20 protein-coding genes are annotated in these 21976 nt (G+C 69.5%); 4 read left to right on the plus strand and 16 right to left on the minus strand.

What is annotated here, in order from left to right:
* Positions 1-103: 103 nt before the first annotated feature.
* Entirely contained in the window at positions 104-1873 is a 1770-nt protein-coding gene (locus tag O5O54_RS07980) for an SLC13 family permease (protein ID WP_279480478.1), read from the plus strand.
* A gap of 7 nt (positions 1874-1880) precedes the next feature.
* Here the strand turns inward: O5O54_RS07980 and O5O54_RS07985 are convergent, their stop codons facing one another.
* From O5O54_RS07985 to fni, 9 genes are all read right to left on the minus strand, one after another.
* Positions 1881-3335 carry an alkaline phosphatase D family protein gene (locus O5O54_RS07985; protein WP_279480480.1) on the minus strand — a complete coding sequence of 485 codons (1455 nt, stop codon included), beginning with the start codon at positions 3333-3335 and terminating at the stop codon, positions 1881-1883.
* A gap of 85 nt (positions 3336-3420) precedes the next feature.
* Positions 3421-4542, minus strand: a complete 1122-nt coding sequence (locus tag O5O54_RS07990; RefSeq protein WP_279480484.1) for an ABC transporter ATP-binding protein — start codon at positions 4540-4542, stop codon at positions 3421-3423.
* A complete protein-coding gene (locus tag O5O54_RS07995; protein WP_279480486.1) occupies positions 4539-5354 on the minus strand; it encodes an ABC transporter permease in 816 nt (271 codons plus the stop codon). The genes O5O54_RS07990 and O5O54_RS07995 overlap by 4 nt, the downstream gene beginning before the upstream one ends.
* On the minus strand, positions 5351-6238 hold the full coding sequence (locus O5O54_RS08000) for an ABC transporter permease subunit (RefSeq protein ID WP_279480786.1): 888 nt from the start codon (positions 6236-6238) through the stop codon (positions 5351-5353). The genes O5O54_RS07995 and O5O54_RS08000 overlap by 4 nt, the downstream gene beginning before the upstream one ends.
* 106 nt (positions 6239-6344) lie before the next feature.
* Entirely contained in the window at positions 6345-7406 is a 1062-nt protein-coding gene (locus O5O54_RS08005; RefSeq protein ID WP_407061677.1) for an ABC transporter substrate-binding protein, read from the minus strand.
* Between the two features lie 331 nt (positions 7407-7737).
* On the minus strand, positions 7738-8844 hold the full coding sequence (locus tag O5O54_RS08010) for a TerC family protein (RefSeq protein ID WP_279480489.1): 1107 nt from the start codon (positions 8842-8844) through the stop codon (positions 7738-7740).
* 217 nt (positions 8845-9061) lie between these two features.
* Positions 9062-9739, minus strand: a complete 678-nt coding sequence (gene rpe, locus O5O54_RS08015; protein WP_279480492.1) for a ribulose-phosphate 3-epimerase — start codon at positions 9737-9739, stop codon at positions 9062-9064.
* 1 nt (position 9740) lies between these two features.
* Complete coding sequence (locus O5O54_RS08020; protein WP_279480494.1) at positions 9741-10784, minus strand: class 1 fructose-bisphosphatase; 1044 nt, start codon at positions 10782-10784, stop codon at positions 9741-9743.
* Between the two features lie 71 nt (positions 10785-10855).
* Entirely contained in the window at positions 10856-11908 is a 1053-nt protein-coding gene (gene fni, locus O5O54_RS08025; RefSeq protein ID WP_279480496.1) for a type 2 isopentenyl-diphosphate Delta-isomerase, read from the minus strand.
* A 189-nt stretch (positions 11909-12097) separates the two neighbouring features.
* Between fni and O5O54_RS08030 the strand changes: the two genes are divergently transcribed.
* On the plus strand, positions 12098-13030 hold the full coding sequence (locus tag O5O54_RS08030; protein WP_279480497.1) for a polyprenyl synthetase family protein: 933 nt from the start codon (positions 12098-12100) through the stop codon (positions 13028-13030).
* 24 nt (positions 13031-13054) lie between these two features.
* Positions 13055-13237: an EAL domain-containing protein gene (locus tag O5O54_RS08035; RefSeq protein ID WP_279480787.1), complete on the plus strand. Its 183-nt coding sequence runs from the start codon at positions 13055-13057 to the stop codon at positions 13235-13237.
* A 13-nt stretch (positions 13238-13250) separates the two neighbouring features.
* On the opposite strand, the gene O5O54_RS08040 is transcribed toward O5O54_RS08035, so the two are convergent.
* The 4 genes from O5O54_RS08040 to O5O54_RS08055 are packed head-to-tail and all read right to left on the minus strand — an operon-like array spanning position 13251 to position 18130.
* A complete protein-coding gene (locus O5O54_RS08040; protein ID WP_279480499.1) occupies positions 13251-14180 on the minus strand; it encodes a phytoene/squalene synthase family protein in 930 nt (309 codons plus the stop codon).
* Positions 14167-15669: a phytoene desaturase gene (locus tag O5O54_RS08045; RefSeq protein WP_279480501.1), complete on the minus strand. Its 1503-nt coding sequence runs from the start codon at positions 15667-15669 to the stop codon at positions 14167-14169. The genes O5O54_RS08040 and O5O54_RS08045 overlap by 14 nt, the downstream gene beginning before the upstream one ends.
* Entirely contained in the window at positions 15666-16832 is a 1167-nt protein-coding gene (gene crtY / locus O5O54_RS08050) for a lycopene beta-cyclase CrtY (protein ID WP_279480503.1), read from the minus strand. Before crtY ends, O5O54_RS08045 begins: the two co-directional genes overlap by 4 nt.
* Positions 16829-18130, minus strand: a complete 1302-nt coding sequence (locus O5O54_RS08055; RefSeq protein WP_279480505.1) for a glycosyltransferase — start codon at positions 18128-18130, stop codon at positions 16829-16831. The genes crtY and O5O54_RS08055 overlap by 4 nt, the downstream gene beginning before the upstream one ends.
* Positions 18131-18229: 99 nt before the next feature.
* Here O5O54_RS08055 and O5O54_RS08060 point away from each other — a divergent pair, with 99 nt between their 5' ends.
* Entirely contained in the window at positions 18230-18802 is a 573-nt protein-coding gene (locus tag O5O54_RS08060; protein WP_279480507.1) for a DUF2585 family protein, read from the plus strand.
* A gap of 3 nt (positions 18803-18805) precedes the next feature.
* Here O5O54_RS08060 and O5O54_RS08065 read toward each other — a convergent pair whose 3' ends face one another.
* The 3 genes from O5O54_RS08065 to O5O54_RS08075 all read right to left on the minus strand — a co-directional run bounded on the left by O5O54_RS08065 (position 18806) and on the right by O5O54_RS08075 (position 21748).
* Positions 18806-19330 carry a GNAT family N-acetyltransferase gene (locus O5O54_RS08065; RefSeq protein WP_279480508.1) on the minus strand — a complete coding sequence of 175 codons (525 nt, stop codon included), beginning with the start codon at positions 19328-19330 and terminating at the stop codon, positions 18806-18808.
* A gap of 61 nt (positions 19331-19391) precedes the next feature.
* Positions 19392-20915 (minus strand): ATP-binding protein, encoded by a 1524-nt coding sequence (locus O5O54_RS08070; RefSeq protein WP_279480510.1) that lies wholly within the window; start codon positions 20913-20915, stop codon positions 19392-19394.
* 134 nt (positions 20916-21049) lie between these two features.
* Positions 21050-21748, minus strand: coding sequence for a D-lyxose/D-mannose family sugar isomerase (locus tag O5O54_RS08075; RefSeq protein WP_279480511.1), 699 nt, complete (start codon positions 21746-21748; stop codon positions 21050-21052).
* Between the last annotated feature and the right edge of the window lie 228 nt (positions 21749-21976).

Below are 21976 nucleotides of genomic sequence, written 5' to 3' on the forward strand. Positions count from 1 at the left end.
GCATCGAGCGGGGTAACGGCAAGAGCCGCCTTTCGTTCGACGCGCACCGATCCACGCCGCCTTTTTTCCGCCTCGCTTTCCCTTCCCCGCCGCGTGAGCGTCCATGACCCTCGACCAAGCCCTCGCCTTCGGCCTCGTCGGCCTCACCGTCGCCGGCTTCGTTTGGGGGCGCCTGCCCTACGACTTGATCGCCCTTCTCGGCCTGCTGGCCGGGGTGGCGACGGGCATCGTGCCGGTGAAGAGCGCCTTCACGGGCTTCGCCGACGACGTGGTGGTGATCGTCGTGGCGGCGCTCCTCGTCAGCGCGGCCATCGCGCGCTCGGGCGTGGTCGAGGACATCATGCGCCCGGTCATGCCCTTCATGAAGACGGCGCCGCGGCAGGTCATGGTGCTGGTCGGCGCGGTGACGCTCTTGTCGATGGTCACCAAGAACGTCGGCGCGCTCGCCATGTTCATGCCGATCGCCGCCCAGGTCTCGCGCAAGAACGGCACCTCCGTCTCGCAACTCCTCATGCCCATGGCCTTCGGCTCGCTGATCGGCGGGCTGGTGACGCTGGTCGGCACCTCGCCCAACATCATCGTCTCCAAGATCCGGCAGGACATGACGGGCCAGCCTTTCGCCATGTTCGACTACGCGCCCGTCGGGCTCGGCGTCGTGATCGTCGGCTTCCTGTTCCTGTCGCTCGCCTCCGGCCTCATCCCCAAGCGCAAGCCCGCCGGCGGCATGGGCGACGCCTTCGCCCTCGACGCCTACACCGCGGAGGCCGAAATCCCGGAAGGCTCGACCATGGCCGGCCGGACCGTGGCGGAACTTGAGCTTGCGGCCGACAACGACATCGCGGTGCGCCTCGTGATCCGCGAGCGCTTCCGCCGCCACGAGCCGACGCCCGGCATGGTCCTGAAGGCGGGCGACCTTCTGCTTCTGGGCGGCGAGCCGGAAGGCATCGAGCGCGCTGTCGCGCGCGCCGGCCTGTCGCTGACAGGCGACCTTCCGACGGGCGGCGACATCGAGACCGAAAGCGTGGTGGAAGGCGTCGTCACGCCGCAGTCGCCGATCATCGGCTCTCGGCTCGGCAAGCTGGCGCTGGAATCGGCGCATGGTGTTGCGGTGCTGGCGGTCAGCCGATCCGGACGCCCGATCGAGCAGCGCCTCGCCTCCCTGCGCCTGCGGGAAGGCGACGTCCTCGTCCTGAAGGGCACCAGCGAAAGCGTGCCGGCGGCGCTGGCCGAAATGCGCATCCTGCCCTTGGCCGAGCGCTCCATCGTGCTCGGCCGCTCACGCCGCTCCTTCATTCCGCTCGGCATCCTGATCGCCGCCATGGCGCTGACGGCGACGGGCTTCGTCAGCGCGGTCGCGGCCTTCTTCGGGGCGGCGGTGATCCTGCTCCTCCTGCGCGTCATGAGCATGCACGAGGCGTATCAGACGGTGGAGGCCTCCGTGATCGTGCTGCTGGCCGCCCTGATCCCGCTCTCGGAGGCGATCCAGACCACGGGCGGCACCGATCTCATCGCCGGCTGGCTGTCGGGCGCGCTGCATGGCCTTTCGCCTATCGCATCGCTCTTCATGGTGACGCTGCTCGCCATGGCCGTGACGCCGTTCCTCAACAACGCAGCCACCGTGCTGATGCTCGGCCCGATCGCCGGCAGCCTCGCGATCCGGCTGGGCCTCAACCCCGACCCGTTCCTGATGGCGGTGGCGCTCGGCGCGGCCTGCGACTTCCTCACGCCGATCGGGCACCAGTGCAACACGATCGTCATGGCACCCGGCGGCTACCGATTCGGCGACTACTGGCGCCTCGGCCTGCCGCTCTCGGCCATCGTGCTCTTCGTGGGCGTGCCGCTGATCGCGCTGTTCTGGCCGGTCGGAGGATGACCCTGCGTCAGAGCCCGATTTCGGGCGTGCGGCCCGATTCCTCGAGCTCCCAGGCGGCCGTCCAATGCCCGGCGCGGCGGCGCAGGACGAGATAGTTCCGCTCGGCCGTATAGACCGCCCCCTGCCCCGGCAGGCGCTTGAGGCGGATCGGCCGGCCGGGCAGCGGCGCGTGGCCGAGGCGCGACAGGAAACCGAGGCCGACCGCCATCGCGGCCGGGGGCTTGGGATGGGTAATGCCCGACGCCACGAGCTGGTGCAGCGACGTGCCGTCGGACAGGCGCATCTCGCCGCGCGTCGCCAGATGGATCTCGCCGGACACGACCGTGACCGGCCCGCCGCGCTCCACCGCCTCGCGCTCCAGGCTCGAGAGGAAGCGCACCCATTCGGCGCGATGCCCGCGGCTCTGCCACTGGTCGCGCAGATCGTCCTCATATTGCTGCTGGCCGGGATAAAGGTCGAGAAGCGCCTCAACGAGCGACAGGCGCGGTCCGAGCGCGGGCACGCTCGACACCACGATGCGACGGTCGCCGTCCGGCGCCGCGCCGAGGCCCGCCTCGAAGGCGGCCCAGCCTTCCGGCCCCATGACGCGCTCGGGCGTGCGTTCCGATCGCAGGTCCGGCAGGAGCACGCAGAAGCCGGGGAAGCGGGCGTCCTGCGAGAAGCTCGCGCCCGTCCGGTCGCGGCAGGTGGACGGGAGCGCGGCGGGATCGGCGCCGAGCTGGAACAGGACGAACATCTCGCGCGCCGCCCGGAAGAGGCCTAGCGCCACCGGGCTTTCCTGTAGCCCGGCGGGATGGCTGCCCCAGCCGTCGAAGATGTCGTGGTCGTCCCAGATCATCAGGGAGGGCACGCAGGCGGCGAGTTCGGCAAAGGCCGGCTGGCGCATCAGCGCGAGATAACGCCGGAAGAAGTAGCCGCGCACGGCGTCTTCCATGTCCGGCGTCCACGCGACGCCCGGTTTGTCGTCGATGGAGAGCCCGGCCCAGCGGCGCGTCTCGGGATGCGCCTCCACCGCCTCGTCGGCATAGAGCTGGTCGCCGCCGTGAAGCAGCAGGACGAAGGGCCGCGTGCGATGCTCGGCGGCGAGCCTGCGCCACATCACGTCCCGGTCCTCATGGCTGCGCGCCTCGTCGCCTTTTTCCTGGCCGTTGCAGGAGACGAAGCCGATCGCGACGTCGCCGGAGAGGTCGGTGACGACGGGAAAGCGCTTCCCGTCCAGCCGGTAGCCGGCGTCCGGCCCGACGGGCAGCGAGAACTCCGCGCCCCAGACGGCATGATCGAAGAGTTCCGCGCGCAGGGCGAGGGAGACGGGCTCGGCGCCCTCCGCCTCGAGGCGCGGCGCCTCGGCGCCCGCCCGCGTCACCGCGACGAGCGAGAGCCGCAGTCCGGCCGCGTCGGCGCCGCGCGCATAAAGGGCGGGGCCGGCGCCCAGCGCCGGCTCTCGAATGTCGTTGATGCTCAATGCGCTTCGAATCCCCGGCTCGGCAGCCCTTCAGAGCCGCACATGTCGTGCGCTCCGGCTCCGAAACAAGATGGGGCGATCGCGTTCAGACCGCGAGCGGCGTGCGCAGTCCCTGCACCGGCGGCGTCGGGCGCAGGCCCAGGCCCGGCCCGCCCGGCTCGGCGGCCAGGCACAGGACGTCAGCCGGCGAGAAGTAGACCTTCACCGTCGAGCCGTGGCCGGGGGGCGGCGCGGCAGGGTCGTTGAACGTGTCGATCAGAAGCTCGTCGTGGCCGAAGCGCGCGCGCAGGCGCACCACCGAGCCGAGAAAGGCGACGGCCGTGATCTCGCCGCGCAGCTCGTTGGAGCGCTCGCGGCTGGCCGTCAGCGAGAGGGATTCCGGCCGAAGCGCGAGGGTCACGGTGTCGCCGACCCGCGCCTCGCCGGCATTCGCCTCGATCTCCTGCCCGTCCACGATCACCCGGTCGCCGTGCACGACCTCGCCCTTCAGGAGGCCCAGCGTGCCGACGAAGGAGGCGACGAAGCGCGTGCGCGGGCGGTTGTAGATCTCGAAGGGCGTGCCGACCTGCTCGATGCGCCCTTCCGACATGACCACGATGCGGTCCGACATGGAGAGCGCCTCCTCCTGGTCGTGCGTCACGAAGATCGTGGTGATGCCGAGCTCGCGCTGGAGGTCGCGGATCTCGGTGCGCAAGGACACGCGGATCTTGGCGTCGAGCGCCGACAAGGGCTCGTCGAGCAGCAGGACGCGCGGCCGGGGCGCGATGGCGCGCGCGAGCGCCACGCGCTGCTGCTGGCCACCGGAGAGCTGATAAGGGTATCGGTCGGCGATCTTGGGCAGGCCGATGAGGCGCAGCATGTCCTCGACCCGACCCCGGCGCTCCGCCTTCGGCATGCCGGCGACCTTGAGGCCGAAGGCGACGTTGTCGGCCACCGTCATGTTCGGAAAGAGCGCATAGGCCTGGAACACCATGCCGATCCGCCGGGCGTTGGGGGCGAGATCGGTCACGTCCTCCCCGTCGATGCGGATCGTGCCGCGGCTCGCCGTCTCGAAGCCGGCGACGATGCGCAGCATCGTGGTCTTGCCGCAGCCGGACGGCCCGAGGAAGGTGACGAACTCGCCCTTTTCCACCGAGAGGTCGAACCCGTGCAGCACCGTGGTCGGGCCGAAGCTCTTGGCGACGCCCGCGATCTCGAGAAAGCTCATGGAACCGCCTTGACCTTGGGTTTGAAGAGAGAGCGCGCCCGGCCCGGGTCGGAGCCGCCCAGGAGATGCAGGAGCACCATGCAGCCCCAGGTGACGGCAAAGGCGATCATCGCCAGCGCCGCCGGCTCGTAGGCCCGGTTGGCGCCGACGTTCTGGAGATAGGGACCGAAGGCCGGCCGGTTGAGAAGGCTCGCCAGCACGAACTCGCCGATCACGATGGCAAAGGTGAGGAAGGCGCCGGACAGGACGGCCGCCCGGACGTTCGGCAGGATGACCTGGGACAGGATGGTGGAGCGCCTGGCCCCGAGGCTCTCGGCGGCCTCGGTGAGCGTGCGGATGTCGATCGCCTGGAGGCCGGTATCCACCGCCCGGTACATGTAGGGCAGCGCCAGCACCGTGTAGCCGAAGACGAGGATCACGTTGGTGCCCCAGACCGAACCGGTGAAGGGCAGCCAGGAGGACGAATTGTAGAGACGCAGGTAGCCGAACACGAGGACGATCGGCGGGATCACCAGCGGCAGGAGCGTGATGAACTCGACATAGGGGCGCAGGCGCGGCAGGCGCAGGCGCACCCAATAGGCCGTCGGAACGACGAGGAGCGTGCCGAGCACGATGGTCGCCAGCGCGCAGACGACCGAGAACAGGAACGTATTCTGGAACCGGTCGTCGGAAAAGACGACGCGATAGGCCTCGAAGCTCCATTGCCCGCGCAGCATGGAGAGCGAGAACTGGAAGGTCGCCCAGAGCGGCAGCAGGAAATAAAGGGCGGCGAGCAGCACTGCGAGGGAGGCGAGGAGCCGGGGCGCCTTCATCGCAGCCACCGCTCGGTGCGCGCCCGCAGCCAGATGTAGAGGAGGTTGGAGCAGCCGGTGATGACGATCATGCCGAAGGCCAGGGCATAGCCGAGATTGGGGTTGTAGAGCACGTCGCCCCGGATCTGCGCGTAGAGGAGGATCGGCACGATGTTGAGCGAGGAGCCGGTCAGGGCATAGGCCGTCGCGATGGCGCCGAAGGCGTTGGCGAAGAGGAGCAGGAAGCAGCCCATGAGGCTCGGGAAGAGCACGGGCAGCGCCACCATGCGCCAATACTGCCAGTTGGAGGCGCCCAGGATCGAGGAGGCCTCGCGCCATTCCCGCTTCAGCCCGTCGAGGGCGGGCGTGATGATCAGCACCATCAGCGGAATCTGAAAGTAGAGATAGGTGATCGTCAGGCCCCAGAAGCTCAGGAGGTTGAAGCCGAGGCGATAGATGTTGATGCCGAAGGCCTCGTTCAGGAACCAGGTGACGAGGCCGATGCGCCCGAGCGTGGCGAGGAAGGCGAAGGCGAGCGGGATGCCCGCAAAGTTGGAGGCGACGCCGGAAAAGGTGACGACGGAGGAGCGGATCCAGGCCGGCAGCCCGCCATGGACGATCGCATAGGCCAGGAAGAAGCCGAGGATCGCGCCGAGCCCTGCCGAAGCGAGGCTGATGCGGATCGAGATCCAGTAGGCCGAGAGGATCTGCGACTGGAAGAGGCCCGCGATGTTGGCGAGCGTGAAGCCGCCTGCCGGGTTCTGGAAGGCGCCGACCACGAGATAGAAGGTCGGGGCGATCAGGAAGAGGATGGCGAAGGCGAAGAAGGGCACGACGCCGAGCCAGGCCAGCGAGGCCTTCCGCGCGCGCTCCACCGGGGGGCCGGCCGCCGCGGCGGCACCCATCCCGGGATCGAGGGCCTGAACACTCAATGCTGGACCTCTTCGCTGGAGACGCCGGACGGAAGAGACCGCCGCAACCGGGCGGCGGTCCCGAAATCGAATGGTCCGCTTACTGGACGTTGGCGCCCACGACCTGATCCCACTTGGTGGTGATCTCGGCCTTGGCGGCGTTCTGGTCGTCGAGCGAAGGGAACTTCGCCGCCTCGTAGGAGGCCGCCGGCGGCAGGCGGTCGAGCAGATCCTGCGGGATCTTGCCGGCCTTCACCATCTCGTTGAAGCGGATCGGGTGGCAGTAGCCCTTGAGGTAGGTCAGCTGGCCCTCGTCGGAGTAGATGTACTCCATCCAGAGCTTGGCGGCGTTCGGGTGCGGCGCATAGGCGCTGATCGCCTGGACGTAGACGCCCGCGAGGACGCCGGTCTTCGGCACCACGACCTCGACCTCCGGGTTGCCGGCCAGCGTGTCGCGGCTCGACAGGGCGTTGTAGTCCCAGCGGATCATGATCGGCGTCGTGCCCTGCGCGAGCGAAGCCGGCTTGCCGATGACGGGCACGAAGTTCCCGGCCGCGTTCAGCTGCTTGAAGAAGTCGAGACCGGCATCGGCGATCTCGGTGGCCGAACCGTTCGGCGTCTTGGAGAGACCTGCGGCGTAGACCGCCTGGATCGCCTGCGCCGAGGCGCGCGGATCACCCGCCAGGGCCACCGAGTTCGCGTAGTCGGATTTCAGGAGGTCGGGCCAGTCCTGCGGGATCTCGGACACGATGTCCTTGTTCACCTCGAAGGTGAGGACGCCGTAGTAGTCGCCGTACCAGTAGCCCTCGGCATCCTTGGCGTCGTCCGGGATCTCGTTCCAGGTCGCGACCTTGTAGGGCTGGATCAGCTTGTCGGCCTTAGCCTGCGGGCCGAAGGACAGGCCGACGTCGATCACGTCGGGCGCCTGCGGGCCGGTGTTGCCCTGGTTGGCCTTGATGGCCTCGATCTCGTCGGCCGAGCCGGCGTCGGGATTGAGCTCGTTGACCTGGAGGCCGTACTTGGCCTTGAAGCCCGAGATCATCTCGCCGTAGTTGCACCAGTCGTGCGGCAGGGCGATCGTGGTGAGCGAGCCTTCCTGCTTGGCGGCGGCGATCAGCGCCTCCATGTCCTGCGCGCGGGTGCCGGACACGGCCGCACCCATTGCGAAGCTCGCGAGAACCGCCAGCGACACGCCCTGTTTCATAGTCCCGATCATCCAGCTCTCCTGAAATCCAAGGCGATGGGCTTCGCGTCCGCGTCGGGCGGCAGCCATCGGCCGAGGGCGGACTATCACCGGCGCGTGACAGTTCCATGTCGCTCGCGCCGCAGCCGGGCGCCTTTGAACGGCCACATATGTGAACGGGAAAACGGCTTGCCGACAAGGGGCAAGCGTGCGTGGCCCACAGCCATAACGCAGTCGCGAGATGCCGACCCCAAAGAAAAAAGCCGGCCCCGAGGGGCCGGCTTCGTCGATGCGGTGAATCGGGGCCTCGTCAGCCGGACCTCTTGGCGTCCGACCGGCTCTTCAGGAGGCTCGCCACCGTGGTGATTACTAGGATGCCGACGATGACCATGAGCGACTGCTCGATCTCGATATGCATCCAGGAGGGCACCGCGATCGGCTCGCCGCCGTTGAGGAAGGGCAAGGTGTTGGCCTCGACCGCGTGGACGATGAGCTTCAGGCCGATGAAGGCGAGAATCAGCGAAAGGCCGATGCCGAGATAGACGAGGCGGTCGAGCAGCCCGCCGATCAGGAAGTAGAGCTGCAGGAGGCCGAGCAGCGCGAAGGCGTTGGCGGTGAAGACGATGTAGGGCGCGTCCGTCAGGCCGTAGATCGCAGGGATCGAATCCAGCGCGAACAGGAGGTCGGTCATGCCGAGCGCCAGGATCACGATGAACATGGGCGTGAAGAAGCGCTTGCCGTTCTCGACGACCCAGAGCTGATTGCCCCGGTAGTCGTCCGTGGTCGGCAGATGACGCTGGAAGTACTTCACGATGGCGTTCGGCTCGTACTCCTCGTCGGTCGATTTCTGGTGCTTCAGGCTCTCGACGATGAGCTTCCACGCCGTCCACAGGAGGAAGATGCCAAAGAGATAGAACACCCAGGAGAAGCGCTCGATGGCCGCCGCGCCCAGCGCGATGAAGATGCCGCGCATGATCAGCGCGATCACGATGCCGATGAGCAGCGCCTTCTGCTGATAGGCGCGGGGCACCAGGAAGCTCTTCATGATGATGACGAAAACGAAGAGGTTGTCGACCGAGAGCGACTTCTCGGTGACGAAGCCGGCGAAATACTCGATGCCGTGCTGGCGGTCCCAGAAATGCCAGACGCCCCAGCCGAACACGAGCGCGAGCGCGACGTAGAAGGTCGACCAGAGGGCCGACTCCTTGAAGGTCGGCTCATGCGGCTTGCGGACATGGGTGAAGAAGTCGAACACGAAGAGCGCCGCGATGCCCGCCACGGTGGCGAGCCATACCCAGGTCGGCACCACGTCGGGCGATATGCCCGTCACGGCCGTCTGGGCCGCCGCCTCCGAAAGTGATTGCTCCAACGATCCCTCCTTCACGCCGTCCATCTGGAGCGGCTCAGACACAGACATGGCCGAAATCGGCCGAGAACTTCGCGCATAGCTGGGAGGGAGCCGATCGCTCTCAACTCCCGGACGCGCGGCCGCTTAGGTGTGCAGTCCCTATCGCGATGCAACATCCCCGCTGCAGGAATCTTTCCGGCAGGAAACGCGCAGCATCGCCCTTGACGACAAAACTGCGGACTAACCGGTTGAAACGAGGGGAAACGGCGGCGTTACTTGACCGCCATCACGCTTTCTTGACCCGAGCATGCGTTCGTAAGGCTTCGATATTGCCGCGGTAGCTCGCTTCCGTTCCGCCGCGATAGATCGCCGATCCCGCGACGAACGTGTCAGCCCCGGCCTCGGCAATCGCGCCGATCGTGTCGGGCGCGACGCCGCCGTCGACCTGGAGCCGGATCGGCCGGTCGCCGATCATCGCCCGGAGGCGGCGAATCTTCTCCAGGGTCGCCGGAATGAAGCTCTGGCCGCCGAAGCCCGGGTTCACCGTCATGACCAGCACGAGGTCCACCCGGTCGAGAACGTATTCGATCGCCGTCTCCGGCGTCGCTGGATTGATCGCGACGCCGGGCTTGGCCCCGAGCGCCCGGATCGCCTGGAGCGTCCGGTCGAGATGGGTGCAGGCCTCGGCATGCACCGTGATTCCGTCGCAGCCCGCCTTGGCGAAGGCTTCGAGATAGGGGTCGGCCGGCTCGATCATCAGATGCGCGTCGAAGAACTTGGCGGACGCGCCGCGCACGGCCGCTACGACGGGCGGCCCGAAGGTGATGTTGGGCACGAAATGGCCGTCCATCACGTCGAGATGGATCCAGTCCGCGCCGGCCCGGTCCACTGCCGCGATCTCCTCGCCGAGCCGCGAGAAGTCGGACGACAGGATGGAGGGAGCGATGACGATGCCGCCGGCCATCTCAGATGCCTCCGACCGGGCGCTGCCCGAAGAGCGGCGAGCTTTCGGTGAGGCTGGCGGGGTCGGCCATCACGCGGGCGAACTCCAGGACCTCCTCGCGCGAGCCGAAGACGACGGGCGTGCGCTGGTGCAGGCCCTCCGGCACGATGTCGAGGATCGGATGCAGGCCGTCGCTCGCCGCGCCCCCCGCCTGCTCGGCGCAGAAGCCGACCGGGTTCGCCTCGTAGACCAGGCGGATGCGGCCCCGGTCGTAGCCCTTCCGGCGATCCCCGGTATAGATGTAGATGCCGCCCCGCACGAAGATGCGGTAGGCGTCGGCCACCATGGAGGCCACCCAGCGCATGTTGAAGTCGCGCCCGCGCGGGCCGTCCGCGCCCTCCTGGGCGTGCTCGATGTAGAGCCGGACCGGCTCGTCCCAGTGGCGCGCGTTGGAGGCGTTGATCGAATATTCCTTGGCGACCGCCGGAATATTGAGCGGCCCCATGCGGGTGAAGACGCCCGTCTCGGGCGACCAGCCGAAGGCGTGGGTGCCCTCGCCCAGCGTCACCACGAGCATCAGGCGCGGCCCGTAGACGAAGAAGCCCGCGGCAAGCTGCGACCGGCCGGGCTGCTGGAAGACGCTCGCGGGGTTCGCCCGATGCGCGTCGGTCACGGGCAGGATCGAGAAGATCGTCCCGATCGACACGTTGGTCTCGATGTTGGACGAGCCGTCGAGCGGGTCGATGGCCATGGCGAGGCTCGCGCCCGCGTTCAGGGGCACCGCGTCGTCCTGCTCCTCCGAGCCGTAGAAGGCGACGGGCGCGGCGCGCGCGGCGGCCAGGAAGAGCCGGTCGGCCTCGCGGTCCAGCACCTTCTGGATGTCGCCGCCGCCGTTGGGATCGCCGGCCGAACCGGTGGCGGCGCCCGCGTCGCCGGTCGCACCGGTCGAGATCAGGCGCTGGAGCTGGCCCGCGGCCTCGGCCAGCCGCTCGATCAGGACGGCGACGTCGCGCCGATCGGGTCGGGCGACCGCATGGGCCTCGAGATACTGGGTCAGCGTCGTCATGCGTCCTCCGTCGAAACCGTTGACCCGACGGATAGCGGATCGGGCGCGCCGACCGCAAACGGAAAGCGGACCTATGGGGCGGGTGCCAGGAGGCGGGCGCGCCGCAGGGCGGCGAGATCGGCCGAACCCGTGCAGAAGCAGGCGATCGTCAGCTCCGCGATCACCTGCTCGAAATGGGCGACCACCGCTTCCGTCGACTGGTCGGCCGCCGGCAGGCCGGCCGCCGCCTGGCCCACCAGGTCGGCGCCGAGGCGAATCGCCCGCGCCGCGTCGAGCCCGTGGCGCACGCCGCCCGAACCGATCACCACGGCCTCGGGGCAGGCCGCGCGGACATCGGCGATGGCGCGCGCGGTCGGGATGCCCCAGTCGGAGAAGAGGAGCGCCGCGGCCCTGGCGCGCGGGTCGCCCGTGCGCTCGGCCTCGATCGCGGCCCAGCTCGTGCCGCCCGCTCCCGCCACGTCGATCGCGGCGACACCGACCTCCAGAAGCCGCCCGGCCAGGGTGCCGGAGATGCCGGCGCCGACCTCCTTGACGATCACCGGAAACTCCACCGCCTCGACCAGCCCGGCGATCGCGTCGAGGACGCCGCTCCACCGTCTGTCGCCGCCCGGCTGGAGCGCCTCCTGCAAGGGGTTGAGGTGGACGATGAGCGCGTCGGCGCCGATCATGCCGACGGCGCGCCGCGCCTCCTCGGCGCCCCAGCCGGCGACGAGCTGCGCCGCGCCGATATTGGCGAGAAGCGGCACGCTCGGTGCGCGTCGGCGAAGCGCGCCGTCGAGGCCGCCCGTTCCGCGCCCTTCGATCGCGATGCGCTGCGAGCCGACGGCCAGCGCCAGTCCGAGATGCTCGGCGGCCTCCGCCAGCCGGGCGTTGATCGCCCCCGCCCGCTCCGGGCCGCCGGTCATGGAGGAGATCAGGATCGGCGCCTTCAGCGTGCGGCCGAGAAAATCGATCCGCAGATCGATCGCGTCGAGATCGACCTCCGGCAGCGCGACATGCTCGAAGCGGATCGCGTCGAAGCCCGAATCGGCGCGCCGCCCCACCAGACTCGGCGACAGGACGATGTCGAGATGGTCGCCCTTGCGCTCGGCGATTCCGCCGGTCGTTCCGCCCATCGGCTTCATGCCCTTCCCTCCATCATCGGCTCCCCGCATGCCATTGCCGGCCTCCACTTGGCGCTACGTCGATTCGTCGCATTTCCACGCGCACCGGGCCGCTCGCCTTCCAGCAAGGCTCATGCGTGCTACAACTTCCCGATCGACTCCGCCCCTCGTGGCATCCGACATGTCCCGCCGGAAAGTGACCAAGACGCGATGAGCCCTGCACCCGACGGCCCGAACACCCTGCTCCTTGCCCGCATCGAAACACGGCTGGCGGAACTGGTTCCCGTGGTCCTGGCCGGCCAGCAGGGCCTGGAAGCGGCCATGCACGACAGCCTGCTTTCCCCCGGCAAGCGCCTACGCCCGTTGATCGCGGCGATCGTGGCGCAGGATCTGGGCGGGCCGCTGGAAGCCGCGCTGGATGCCGGCTGTGCGATCGAGATGGTGCATGCCGCCTCGCTGATCCTCGACGATCTGCCCTGCATGGACGACGCCACCATGCGCCGTGGCCAGCCGGCGATCCATCGCGGACACGGAGAGGACACCGCCGTCCTCGCCTCCATCGCCATGCTGACGGAAGCCTTCGCCGTCCTGTCGCGCATCGAGGGCCTGAGCCACGAGCGACGCAACGCGGCCGTCGGCGTCCTCGCCTCGGCGGTCGGCTCGCTGGGGCTCGTCGGCGGCCAGTACCAGGACCTTCGCGGCGGCCGCGGTCCGCGCTCGGCCCAGGACATGTCGGATGCCAACGGGCGCAAGACCGGCGCCCTGTTCCTGTCGGCGGTGGAACTCGGCGCCATCGTGGCGGGCGCGACGCCCGGCCAGCGCGCCAATCTCTGCGCCTTCGCGGCCGAACTCGGCCTCGCCTTCCAGCTCCTCGACGACCTTCTCGACCTCACTGCCGATCCGGCCGCCATCGGCAAGGACGTCGGACGCGACGCCGGGAAATCGACCGTGGTCGCGCTGGTCGGCGTCGAGCGCACGCGGCGGCTGGTGGAGCGGCATATCGGTGCGGCGCGCGCGCATCTTGAGACCGTGTTCGGCGTCGGCTCGCGCCTCGACGCTTTGATCGACGCGCTGGCGACGGCCGCTCGCAAAGATGCCGGCTCCCCTGCGCCGGCGATGGAACCGGAAGGCGTGCGCTGCTGACCGGGGCGAGACTCGCTGGCGGTCCTGAAGGCGATCATGGGACGGGGGCACGACCTGCGCATCTCCACCGTCGGCGAAGGCTTCGAGACGCCGGAGCAACGGGATCTTCTGCGCCGCGCCGGATGCAACGCGGTCCAGGGCTACCTCTTCGGCAGCGCCATGCCGAACCCGATCGGGGAGACTCGGTCGATCGGGCTCGGCGCCTGAGGCGCCGACCGCTTCAGCGCGGGCGCGTCCAGAGGAGGGACGAGCGTGCCCCCAGCCCCCCGCCCCGTGCGACGGCCATCGCGGCGCCTCGGCCGATGGCGGCGATCTTCTCGCCCTTGGTGGTGGAGATCCGTTCGGCAAAGGCCTGCGGCCCGCGCTCCACGAGCTTCAGCCCGATCAGCCGATAGATGCCGAGCGCCGTGCCGACCGCCCAGGCGGAGCGGCGCGGCAGGGCGTCGACGCCGATCCGCGCCGAGGCGTAGTAGGGCTCGGCCGCCTCCACCAGCCGGTGCCGCAGCCGGAACACCGCGTCGGCCCGAAGCGGGTCGGTGAGGTCGCGGGCGGTCATGCCCTCCTGTTCCAGCCATTCGGCGGGAAGGTAGACACGTCCCGCCACGGCGTCGTCCACGACGTCGCGCGCGATGTTGGTGAGTTGGAAGGCGAGCCCGAGATCGCTCGCCCGGTCGAGCACCGCCTCGTCCCGCACGCCCATGATGCGCGCCATCATCACGCCGACGACGCCGGCTACGCGCCAGCAGTAGAGAAGGAGATCGTCCAGCGTCCGGTAGCGCTCCTCCTCGACATCCATGGCGAAGCCCGCCAGATGCTCGGCCGCGTCCGCCCGCCGCAGATCGTGGCGGCGCACGACCTCCGCGAGCGCCGCGAAGGCGGGGTGCAGCCCGTCGGTCCGCCCCTCGAAGGCGGCCTCCGTGTCGCGGCGCAGCCCGGCGATCCGCTCCAGCGGCGGGCGCTCGTCGGCCTCGCGCAGGGCGGACCCGGCCTCCTGCCCGTCCACCACGTCGTCGCAGTGCCGGCACCAGGCGTAGAGCATGACGACGCTCTGCCGCGTCTCCTCGTCGAACAGGCGGGAGGCTGCGGCGAAGCTCTTGGATCCCTTGGCGATCGATGCGGCCGAGAAGGCCGCGAGATCAGACCCGTTCATGCCCGAGGATCAGGCTCGCCGTCGCCTTGGCCGATCCGACGACGCCCGGAACCCCGGCGCCCGGATGCGTTCCCGCCCCGACGAAGTAGAGGTTCGGGATCCAGTCGTCGCGATTGTGCGCCCGGAACCAGGCGGACTGGGTCAGCACCGGATCGAGCGAGAAGGCCGAGCCGTGGTGGGCGTTGAGTTCGGACTGGAAGTCGTTCGGCGTGAAGATGCGATGGGTGACGAGGTCGGCGCGCAGGCCCGGCATGTAGCGCGCTTCGAGATAGTCGAAGATGCGGTCGGCGTAGCGCGGCCCCTCGACCGACCAGTCGATCGGGGCGTTGCCGAGATGGGGCACCGGGGACAGGACGTAGTAGCTCCCCATGCCCGGCGGGGCGAGCGAGGAATCGGTGGCGCAGGGGCTGTGGAGGTAGAGCGAGAAGTCGCCGGCCAGCTCCTTGCCCTTGAAGATCTCGTCGATCAGCGCCCTGTAGCGCGCGCCGAACAAGACGGTGTGGTGCTGGAGCTGCGTCTGGTGCTTCTTCAGGCCGAAATAGAGCACGAAGAGCGACATGGAGAAGCGCTTCTTCTTGAGTTTGGCGGCCTGCGAAGCGCCGCGCGTCGTGCCCTTCAGAAGCTTGTCATAGGTGTGGACGACATCGGCGTTGGAGGCGACGAGGTCGGCCTCGAACGTGCGCCCGTCGAGGGTCGTGACACCCGTGGCGCGGCGACCGTCCACCGGGATCGCCGCCACCTCGGCATTCAGCTCGATCCGCCCGCCGATGTCGGTGAAGAGCTGGACCATGCCCTTGATCAGCGCGCCGGTGCCCCCTTTCGGAAACCAGACGCCCCATTCGCGCTCCAAAGCATGGATCAGGGCATAGATCGACGAGGTCGCGAACGGGTTGCCGCCGACCAGCAGCGAATGGAACGAGAAGGCCTGGCGGAGCTGGTCGTCCTCGATGAACTCGGAAACCTTGGCATAGACCGAGCGCCAGGCCTGGAGCTTGGCGAGCTGCGGTCCGGCGCGCACCATGTCGCGGAACTGGAGGAACGGGACGGTGCCGAGCTTGAGGTACCCCTCCTCGAAGACGGCGCGCGAATAGGCCAGAAACCGGCGATAGCCCTCGACATCCTTCGGGTTCTTGGCGCCGATCTGCCGGTCCAGCTCGGCCTGGTCGTTGGCGTAGTCGAAGGAATAGCCGTCCTCCCAGCAGAGCCGGTAGAACGGGCTGACGGGCAGGAGCGTCACATAGTCCGACAGCTTTTTGCCCGCCGCCTCGAACAGCTCCTCCAGCGCCGACGGATCGGTGATCACGGTCGGCCCGGCATCGAAGACGAAGCCCCCGTCCTCGTAGACATAGGCCCGGCCGCCCGGCTTATCGCGCTTCTCGAGGAGCACCGTCTGGATACCGGCCGCCTGCAGCCGGATCGCCAGGGCCAGTCCGCCGAAGCCCGAACCGATGACGATCGCGGTGCGGGCGGGCGGGGGAACGTGCTTCATGCGGTTTCCTTCGGACGGCGGGAGGCGGCGAGCACCCGAAGGGCGCTGAACACCGAGACCGGGGGCCTGCCGGCGAGAATGCGCAGCTTGTCGCCGAAGTCCAGGCGTGCGGCATAGAACCGCGCCACGAGATCGTCCGGCAGGCGGTGGAAGTGTTCGAGGATGCGATACCGGTCCTCCGGCCGGCCGGCCTGGAACAGAAGGCGGTTGAGCATCCGGAAATAGGCGCGGTCGGCCCAGATGTTGCGGGCATGCGCGTCGAGAAGTCGCGACAGGCCGTCCGGCGAGACGTCCGGCGCGCGCGAGACGAGATCGGCGACATGCACCGCGTCGGGCAGCGAATAGCCGGTGGTCGGATGAAACAGCGCATGGGCGAGGCCGACCGTCGGCATGCCGCCGGCCGAGGCGATCAGGGCGTCGATGTCGCCGCCGAGCGCGATCGGCAGGATGCCGTGCTCCTCGCGCAGGAGGCGCCCCTCGCCCCAGCCCGCCCTGGTCCGGTAGTCGGACAGGTGGCCGTGCAGGACGGCGATGTCGAGGTCGCCGCCGTCGGCATAGTAGGTGTCCTCGACCAGGAGCCGCGTGTCCGAGAAGGGCAGGACGTAGACGAAGCGGTAGCCGTCGCGCTGCGGCACGGTGGCGTCCATGATGACCGGCCGGCGGACGCCGTGCGGCCGGTCGAACTCCCATTCCTCGCCGAGGAACTTCTGGAAGCCGAGGTCGAGATGCGGGCTCGGCCGCGCGCCGCGCCCGTCGATCACGACGCGGGCGGTCAGGGTTCGCCCGTCGGCGAGCGTCACGGCGTTGCGCGTCGCCTCGACGGCCGGCGCGCCCGTCAGGACGCGGGTGCCGAGCTGCCGGGTCAGGAGCTCGCGGAAGCGCTCGGAGGAGACGGAGGCGTAGCCCGTCGCGAAGCGGCGCTGGCGGCGGGGAAAGCGCACGTCGTAGTCGGACCAGCGGGCCGCCACGAAAGGCGCGATCCAGTCCTGCTCGGCGGGGCTGAGGTCGCCGTCGTGGAAGCTCCAGGTGTGGTTGCCGCCGAGCGCCTCGCCGCCCTCGATCACGAGAAGGGCGAGCTCCGGCCGGCGGGCGGCCAGTCGGTGGGCGATCAACCCGTTGGCGAGGCCGCCGCCGAGAAGGATGACATCGGCATCGGGCGTCATGCCGGCTCCACGACACGCAGGGGCCGCGAGGCGGCACGCGCCTGCGCGATCCACTCCTCGATCGCGAGCGCAGCCCGGGGGGCGCCGCCCGCACGGTCGATGCCCGCGCCGACCACCTTCGCGTTGGCGGCGAAGCGCGGCTCGGAAAGGAGCTGCGTCAAGGCTGCCTCCACGGCGTCGGGCGTCAGGCGCCGGCGCGAAAGCTTCAGTCCCGCGCCGTGATGGACGAGGCGGGCGGCGACGCCGGGCTGGTCGTAGGCGATGGGAACGGCGAGCGTCGGCACGCCGGCCTCCATCGCGTCCAGCACCGTGTTGAGCCCGGCATGGGACACGCATGCGCTGGCCGCTCGCAGCACCGCGCGCTGGGGCAGAAAGTCGGTGACGATTCGTGCGTCGATCAGGGCCGCCTCCTGCGCGCTCAGGCGTCCGCAATGGGCCACGGCAAGATCGAGATCAAGCCGGCGGCAGGCCTCGGCGATCGCCCGGAACAGGCCGAGGCGGTGGCCCTGGAGCGTGCCGAGCGAGGCGAAGACGAGGGGGCGCGCCGGGTCGGGCTCGAAGGGCAGCGGCTCCTCCCCTTCGCCAGGCGCGCGCAAGGGGCCGACCCCGAGGATCCGGCGCCGCCCGGCATAGGGGAAGTCGAACTCGGGCGGCGTCTGCGAGACGCTGCCGAGCGGGGACAGCCAGTCCTCCATCGTGCCGAGCGGGGGAAGCCCCAGCGCGACGGCGCAGCGGCGGATCGTCTCGGCCTGCCGGCGCAGAAGGAGGCGGGCGACGCTCCGCCCGCCGCGATTGCGCTTCAACCCGTCGGCGCTGTCGTCGAACGGCCAATCGAGGTAGGGCGGCGGCGCGGCGACGTTGGGATCGATCGCGAGCGCCGAGGCGACGGAAACGAAGGGCAGGCCGAGATGCGTGGCGAGGAGCCCCGACGCCGGCTCCATCTGGTCGCCCAGGAGCGCGTCGACGCCGGCCGCGCGAAGCGCCGCAGCGCCCTCGGCCGCCAGTCCCTCCGTCCGCCGCGCGGCCTCGGCCACGGTGCGCAGGATGCCGAACAGGCCGGTGGACCCGGCCGGCCCTCCTCGCAGGGGCGGCGCGAGCCCGACTTCGCTGAGGTCCCACGGCCCGGCCCGAACGAGTTCGCCCGCCCCCGAGTTCACGACGAAGGTCGCGCGGTGCCCGCGCGCGACGAGCGCCAGAGCCAGGGCCTCGAAGACGCGCACATGGCTTGGAAACGGAGGGCAGACGAGGCCGAAATGCAAAGGGATGCCGGGGTTGGTGCGGGCGACACGCAAAGACATAGCGTGACACGGCGCAACGGCGACGCACAAGCCTGTGGATGGCTCCTGGCCCCGGGGCAACCCGGAACGCCCCAAGCGCGTTCAACCGCCATGACAGACATGGCCCCCCGCCCCGCGCACAGCACCTTTCTCGGCAGCCGGGGCGGACAGGTGGTCGCCGGGGCCGCGATCGTCCTCGTCATGGCCGCCGTGCTCGATCTGATGGGGCGGCCGCTCACATGCGACTGCGGCACCATCCGGCTCTGGGACGGCGACCCGCACTCGCCGGGTTCCTCGCAGCAGTTCGCGGACTGGTATTCGGCCCTTCACGTCATCTTCGGCGTCGGGCTTTTCCTGGTCCTCCACCGGCTGCGCCCGCACTGGCCGACCAGCCGGCTCTTCCTGACGACCCTCGCCTCCAGCGCGATCTGGGAGATCATGGAGAATTCGCCTTGGATCATCGCCATGTTCGGATCGGCGGTCGGCGCGCCGGACTATCACGGCGACAGCGTCCTCAACGCCTTGGGCGACACGGTGTTCGTGGCGCTCGGCTTTCTGGCCGCGCGCGCGCTGCCGCTCAAGGGCACCGTCGCCCTCGTCCTCGTTCTGGAACTCGCCATCGCGCTGGCGATCCGCGACGGCTTCGTGCTCGGTACGCTCCGCCTTCTCGGCGTGCCCGTCCCCCCCGTCTGACGCTCAGCGCGTCCGGGCGAAGATCCAGCAGTCGCGCGGCGCGTCCTCGACATTGGGATGCACCATCCAGCGCTTGAGCAGCCCCTCGCGCAGGAGGCCCGCCTTTTCCATCACGCGCGCGGACGCGACGTTGTCGACGTCGCAGGTCGCGCCGACGCGCCAGACGTCGCGCTGCTTCATGGCCCAGGCCACCACCTCGGTCAGCGCCTCGGTCATCAGGCCCTGGTTCCAGGAGCGGCGGGACAGGACGTAGCCGAAGCCGATGCGCCCCGGCACGTCGCGCCGGATCGTCAGCGCGCCGCGCAGCTGCCGGTCGCGGCGGCCGAGCAGCGTGAAGGTGCGCGAGGTCTCGCTCGCCATGCAGCGGGAGATATAGTCCTCGGTCTCACGCACGGACGTGTGCGGCGCCCAGGTCAGGTAGCGCGTGACCTCGGGGTCCTGCGCATACTCGTCGAAGATCGCGCCCGTGTCGCCGAGGGCGATGGGTCGCAGGATCAGGTCTTCGGTCCAGAGCGTCTCGGGAAACATGGAGCCCTTCTGGCACGGATCGGCGACGGGCACGAGCCCAAGTCAGCGTTGCGGAGGAGGATCACTTCACGCGGCGCAGGCGCGGCGGGGCGCTTGCTCCCCGCGGCTTGGCCGTTCCCGCGCCGGTGCGCCAGTTGCTGCCGGCGATGGTCACGACGCGGTTGCCCCGGAAGTCGGTCTCGGCGGCAATGTAACCTCGCTCGGCCATCCAGGTGAGAAGGAAGCGGCCGCGCGAGGGCGAATGGCTGCCGTAGGCCCGCGCCAGCACCTCGTCCCCGGGGCACGGTTCGGCGTCGCGCGCGGCCTTGGCGAGCAGGAGGTAGACGCCCTGCATATCCTCCGGCAGTTCCTCCGAGCGCGCGACGACCTGGCCCCAAGCCTCGTCCTCCTCGCCGTCCGCTCCGACACCGGCGCGCGCCAGCGCCAGCTTGCGGCGGAAGGCGCCGAGATCCAGCGCGCCCGGCGACAGGCGCTTCAGGCGGCAATGGGTCAGGAAGTCCTGGTAGAGCGTCTGGACCGGACGGAAGGCGGCCTCGGGGTCGGCCATCAGCTCGGCGAAGATCGCGTCGAGACCGGCCTGCCGCTCGGCGATCGTCGCCTCGTCCTCCTCCGGTTCCTCCTCCATCGGCGCCGGCGCGGCAAAGCGGGGCGCGGACACGCGCTCCAGAAGCTCGCGCGTCGCCACCGCCGGCTCGCGCCGCACCGGAGCCGGCAGCGGCTCCGGCTCGTCGGCGCCGGCGGTGAAGATGAGGTCCGCCATCTCGGCCGGCGTCGCTTCGGGCAGCGCCATCAGCACCGGCCGGCCGGAGCGACCGGCCGTCTCGACCGGGCCGATTCGGAGCGGGATCGGACGGCGCGACAGGGCGGGGCCGAGCGCCACGAAGTGGCCGGGCTCGAGGTCGCGGAAGCGCTCGGCCTGGCGTCGGTCGAGGCCGAGGAGATCGGCCGCGCGCGCCATGTCGATGTCGAGGAAGGTGCGGCCCATCAGAAAGTTCGACGCTTCGGCCGCGACGTTCTTGGCGAGCTTGGCGAGGCGCTGGGTCGCGATCATGCCGGCGAGCCCGCGCTTGCGGCCGCGGCACATGAGGTTGGTCATCGCGCCGAGCGAGATGCGCCGCGCCTCGTCGCCGACTTCGCCCGCGATGGCCGGGGCGAAGATCTGCGCCTCGTCCACGGCGATCAGCATCGGGAACCAGTGGTGCCGGTCGGCGTCGAAGAGGCCGTTGAGAAACGCCGCCGCGCACGACATCTGAACCTCGGCGTCGAGCCCTTCGAGGTTGAGGACGACGGACGCGCGATGCTGGCGGATGCGCGTCGCGATGCGGGCGAGTTCCGCGGGCGTCCGGTCGGCGTCGACGACCACGTGTCCGAACCGGTCGGAGAAGGACACGAAGTCGCCTTCCGGGTCGATGATCGCCTGCTGCACCCAGCCGGCGCTCTGCTCCAGGATGCGGCGGAAGAGGTGCGACTTGCCCGAGCCGGAATTGCCCTGCACCAGAAGGCGCGTGGACAGGAGCTCCTCCAGGTCCATCTCCGCCGGCTCGCCCGTGGCGGTCGTTCCGAGATCGACGGCGACCTTGGTCAAACGGCTGTTCTCCGCACTACGAACGGACCCCGCGCGTGGAACACGCGGACCCGATGGTCTTCATGGTCGTGGAAGCCTTAACCTAGCGGAGCGGGTCCCCGATCAGGAGTCCCGCTCGCATCTGCGTCCACAGCTTATCGATGGCCGCCCAGCCACTTGTCGTAGTCCGAGACGAGGAGATGCAAGGGCTCCTCGTCCTCCTCGATCTCGGCGAAGCGCCCGATCGGCTCGGCGAACACGTTGTCCGTCAGGTCGTCGTTGACGGTGGAGACCTCGCCGATCAGCACATCCCCGCCCTCGCCCCAAAAGGCGTGCCAGTCGGTGCGCGGCATCAGGGTGACGCTCTCGCCGGGCGACAGACGCAGGATGTCGCCGCCCTTCATCTGGCGCCGCATGCCGTCGGTCACCACGTTGACGGGCAGCGACTTGTCGATCTCGCCGTCCGGGCCGGCCGTATAGAGCTTCAGCGCCAGCGTCGCCCCGCCGCGGTTGATGATGTCCTCGGCCTTCAGGTCGTGCCGGTGCATCGGCGAGAGCTGATCCTTGCGCGAGATCATGATCTTCTCGGCATAGAGCATGCCGCGACCCGCCTTCAGATCGGCATTGTCGCCGTTGCGCGTCGTGAACAGGAAGAGGCCGAGATTGTCGAAGTCGCCGCGCCCGTAGTCCGTGATGTCCCAGCCGAGGCGCCGATCCACGACGGCCTGCAGATCCGCCTGCCGCGCCTTCATCTCGGCCGGCGATAGATAGGCGAAGGGCGGCATCACATAGCCGAACGAACGGATGAACTCGTCGCTCTGCCGGATGATCTCGTTGACCCGCGATCTCTTCATGCTGCCCTCCTCCGGCATGCCTCGTCGCCGAAGCCCTAGCACGAGACCGCGCCGAGGCGAGAGGGGCGGTGGCTGAATGGCGGGGCTGCCGCCCCGGTCCCAGCTCGGGAAAGAATTCCCGAACCCTTCTTTTCGTTTGAGATTTTCCAAGATCCAGGAGGGCCACCGGCCCTCCTGGATCTTGGACACTCCTCGAATGAGGAGGGTCCAGGGAAATCATTTCCCTGG

The sequence above is a fragment of the Aureimonas sp. SK2 genome (genome assembly GCF_029813115.1).
Lineage (GTDB): Bacteria > Pseudomonadota > Alphaproteobacteria > Rhizobiales > Rhizobiaceae > Aureimonas.

Bases quoted from the DNA above. Each gene is read 5' to 3' on its own strand.
- O5O54_RS07980 (WP_279480478.1), top strand. From the start codon at position 104: ATGACCCTCGACCAAGCCCTCGCCTTCGGCCTCGTCGGCCTCACCGTC.
- O5O54_RS07990 (WP_279480484.1), bottom strand. From the start codon at position 4,542: ATGAGCTTTCTCGAGATCGCGGGCGTCGCCAAGAGCTTCGGCCCGACC.
- O5O54_RS07995 (WP_279480486.1), bottom strand. From the start codon at position 5,354: ATGAAGGCGCCCCGGCTCCTCGCCTCCCTCGCAGTGCTGCTCGCCGCC.
- O5O54_RS08000 (WP_279480786.1), bottom strand. From the start codon at position 6,238: ATGGGTGCCGCCGCGGCGGCCGGCCCCCCGGTGGAGCGCGCGCGGAAG.
- O5O54_RS08005 (WP_407061677.1), bottom strand. From the start codon at position 7,406: ATGGGTGCGGCCGTGTCCGGCACCCGCGCGCAGGACATGGAGGCGCTG.
- O5O54_RS08010 (WP_279480489.1), bottom strand. From the start codon at position 8,844: ATGTCTGTGTCTGAGCCGCTCCAGATGGACGGCGTGAAGGAGGGATCG.
- rpe (WP_279480492.1), bottom strand. From the start codon at position 9,739: ATGGCCGGCGGCATCGTCATCGCTCCCTCCATCCTGTCGTCCGACTTC.
- O5O54_RS08020 (WP_279480494.1), bottom strand. From the start codon at position 10,784: ATGACGACGCTGACCCAGTATCTCGAGGCCCATGCGGTCGCCCGACCC.
- fni (WP_279480496.1), bottom strand. From the start codon at position 11,908: ATGAAGCCGATGGGCGGAACGACCGGCGGAATCGCCGAGCGCAAGGGC.
- O5O54_RS08030 (WP_279480497.1), top strand. From the start codon at position 12,098: ATGAGCCCTGCACCCGACGGCCCGAACACCCTGCTCCTTGCCCGCATC.
- O5O54_RS08040 (WP_279480499.1), bottom strand. From the start codon at position 14,180: ATGAACGGGTCTGATCTCGCGGCCTTCTCGGCCGCATCGATCGCCAAG.
- O5O54_RS08045 (WP_279480501.1), bottom strand. From the start codon at position 15,669: ATGAAGCACGTTCCCCCGCCCGCCCGCACCGCGATCGTCATCGGTTCG.
- crtY (WP_279480503.1), bottom strand. From the start codon at position 16,832: ATGACGCCCGATGCCGATGTCATCCTTCTCGGCGGCGGCCTCGCCAAC.
- O5O54_RS08055 (WP_279480505.1), bottom strand. From the start codon at position 18,130: ATGTCTTTGCGTGTCGCCCGCACCAACCCCGGCATCCCTTTGCATTTC.
- O5O54_RS08060 (WP_279480507.1), top strand. From the start codon at position 18,230: ATGGCCCCCCGCCCCGCGCACAGCACCTTTCTCGGCAGCCGGGGCGGA.
- O5O54_RS08065 (WP_279480508.1), bottom strand. From the start codon at position 19,330: ATGTTTCCCGAGACGCTCTGGACCGAAGACCTGATCCTGCGACCCATC.
- O5O54_RS08075 (WP_279480511.1), bottom strand. From the start codon at position 21,748: ATGAAGAGATCGCGGGTCAACGAGATCATCCGGCAGAGCGACGAGTTC.